This is a genomic window from Phyllobacterium sp. P5_D12 (assembly GCF_054049495.1).
The window spans coordinates 1-1112 of the sequence record NZ_JBFUMG010000947.1 but is presented as its reverse complement, the minus strand read 5'-3'; the positions used below and the strand labels follow the sequence as shown (position 1 = coordinate 1112).

At 55.9% G+C, this 1112-nt stretch carries 3 protein-coding genes; all 3 read right to left on the bottom strand.

Annotated features, from left to right (window positions below; all coding sequences use genetic code 11):
• Positions 1-371, bottom strand: a 371-nt coding sequence (locus tag ACXJ5O_RS27875; protein ID WP_457302740.1) for an FHIPEP family type III secretion protein, incomplete at its 3' end; no start/stop codon positions are given.
• A gap of 78 nt (positions 372-449) precedes the next feature.
• Positions 450-716: a flagellar biosynthetic protein FliQ gene (locus ACXJ5O_RS27870; RefSeq protein WP_106718371.1), complete on the bottom strand. Its 267-nt coding sequence runs from the start codon at positions 714-716 to the stop codon at positions 450-452.
• Positions 709-1112, bottom strand: a 404-nt coding sequence (gene flgD / locus ACXJ5O_RS27865; RefSeq protein ID WP_457302739.1) for a flagellar hook assembly protein FlgD, incomplete at its 5' end; no start/stop codon positions are given. The genes flgD and ACXJ5O_RS27870, both read right to left, overlap by 8 nt.

Sequence of the window (1112 nt, the reverse complement as noted above, 5' to 3'; positions counted from 1 at the left end):
CCGATGACGAAATCACCGCCCATGACAAATTGCGAAAAGCCATGGATGACTTGGCCGGCTGCGGCGTACCCTTCATCGCCATGGGTCAGGATGACACGCGTCGTCGCAATATTGAGCGACAGGCGCATCATTGTCGCAATCAGAAGCACCGTCGGAAAGGCAGAGAAATCGAGAGGCCGCTGGATCCACAGCGACACCATCAGGATGAGCACGGAGAGAGCAATGGAGAACGCGAGACCAATATCGAGAACGATTGGTGAAACGGGCAGGAAAAGAACCGTTAGGATGATGACGATGCCGAGAGCAAGGCCAACATCGCTGCCCGTCAGATAGCCCTTGTCGCCCAATCGTTTTACTGCGGCTTGCTGCACGGCATTCTCCTGTTGTCACGGGGACAATAGATACCGAAGCTTGTGCGAGGCCAACGTGGGCGCACGCGGCTGACTACATCAGAAACCCTTCTCGATCCGAGAATATGTCAGCAGCGTCAGCGTGTTGATCTGTGAGCCGACGAACGGAGCGGTCAATGCAAGAACCGCCAGGATGACAAGGATCTTGGGGACGAACGTGAGTGTGATTTCCTGTATTTGTGTCAGTGCCTGAAACAGTGCAATGCAGACCCCAGCCAGCATCGCGGCTCCGACTGCCGGGCCAGAGGCAACGATTACCGTCCAGATAGCCTGATTAACGATGTCGAGTGCGTCTGCCTCATTCATTGCCGGCCGAAATGACGATGCCGGCGGTGATTGGAAGCTGGGCGCCACCCATGAGTGTTGCAATCATGCCGTCGCTGTAGATGCGCACGGACTCAACAACGCCCTTGACGGTACCGTCAGCGCTTGTGACGGTCCGGCCGATGATACCATCGGCCTGTGACAAAGACGAACTCGCAAGCAACTGGTCCAGCTTGGTGTTCGTCTGAACAGCTTGTTCAACGCTCGAAAACTGTGCGAGCTGGGAGATTTGCTGMGTCGCATCCATCGGCTCGGTCGGATCCTGGTTTTTCATTTCTGCAACGAGAAGTTTCAGGAAAGCCTGATAGTCGACGCCAGGTCCGGTAGCCTTAGACGTATCTGTCGTATCGGCCTGTGTTCCTACGGGAGGGATCGTGG